This is a genomic window from Staphylococcus sp. MB377 (assembly GCF_001922505.1).
In the GTDB taxonomy this organism is placed as follows: Bacteria; Bacillota; Bacilli; order Staphylococcales; family Staphylococcaceae; genus Staphylococcus; species Staphylococcus haemolyticus.
Window position 1 is genome coordinate 1 of sequence record NZ_MAON01000054.1, and the last position, 1,068, is coordinate 1,068.

The 1,068-nt window shown below is 52.5% G+C and carries 2 protein-coding genes; one reads left to right on the forward strand and one right to left on the reverse strand.

Annotated elements, in window-relative coordinates; all coding sequences use genetic code 11:
* Nucleotides 1-210: 210 nt before the first annotated feature.
* Nucleotides 211-423 (forward strand): hypothetical protein, encoded by a 213-nt coding sequence (locus tag BB045_RS12030; RefSeq protein WP_142236934.1) that lies wholly within the window; start codon nucleotides 211-213, stop codon nucleotides 421-423.
* A gap of 192 nt (nucleotides 424-615) precedes the next feature.
* Here BB045_RS12030 and BB045_RS09265 read toward each other — a convergent pair whose 3' ends face one another.
* Complete coding sequence (locus BB045_RS09265; protein ID WP_001676031.1) at nucleotides 616-852, reverse strand: hypothetical protein; 237 nt, start codon at nucleotides 850-852, stop codon at nucleotides 616-618.
* Nucleotides 853-1,068: the final 216 nt, after the last annotated feature.

Consider the following 1,068-nt stretch of genomic DNA (forward strand, 5'->3'; position numbering starts at 1 on the left):
ATCACAGGTTGCCCTAATCACTTAACGCTATTATTGTTCTATTGAAGCCTTAACATAAACCCACTCACAAAACGTGGATTATCTGGTTAGTGATTCGCAGCAACAAAGCGTCCCGGTTCAAAACGAATCGTAAGACGTAGTTTCCATTGATGTAGGGCTTGCCGATGGAACAGGCGGCTTTTTTATTCTCCGGCGTGGGGGGGGATGCTGTTGACAGAAATGGAAATAAGTAACATCCGGAATATTACGCTTATTGCCCGGCGTCTTGCCTGGATTAATGCCAAAAGAACTCATATCGATATACCATCGTTTGCAGAACTGCTTTTCTCCGGCCAAAAAGCGCTGTTCTTCGAACAATATAATTATTTTCACTCACGACGGTACACAACGGCAGGCACGTCAAAGCCACCGGATTTACCATAACATCCGTTGTCTGCACTGCCTGAGAGGCCCTCAGCGCGTTTCTGCGGCCTGACAGCCGTTTCCGGCACCTTTCACCGCACCAACCCCTGAAAAACGCCCCTGATGATTTCTGCGCGTCTGCATGGCTATTCACAGGAGTGAATGGCGGGCAATTTCGGAGTGTCAGCACCACTACACCGCCAAAAGGCGCAATCAGCGGCGCGGCGCGCGCGGACGTGACCAGGCAAACTCGGACTGCTGCCGCTCATCCTCACGTAATGCACGCTGGCGGTCGGCGTAACGCTGCGACTCAATCTGCGCACGCGCTCTGTTCAGGACGATATGCCGGTTCGGCTGATTTAGCTTTTTGCCTGACGCTCTCTCAGCTGCGGCAATAGCATCATCAAGAAATTTTTTCTCTGCAGGTGTCAGGTTTGTCAGTCTGTTCATAGCATTCTCCCATCAGAATAACGCCGCACAGTCTGCCAGACACAGCAGAACCGATGAAGCGCTGGCGGTGCTGAAAGACAGCCAGAAACGGTGAACGGGAGCGGATTTTAATCCGGTGACGTGAGACGTTGGGCAAGCCGCAGGCGCGTCAGTGGTTTTAGCGGGTTTCGGGGCGCAGCCCTGAACCAGTCACGCAGCGCTAGCGGAGTGTATACT

Coding starts and splice junctions, on each gene's coding strand:
- BB045_RS09265 (WP_001676031.1), bottom strand. CDS start 852: ATGAACAGACTGACAAACCTGACACCTGCAGAGAAAAAATTTCTTGAT.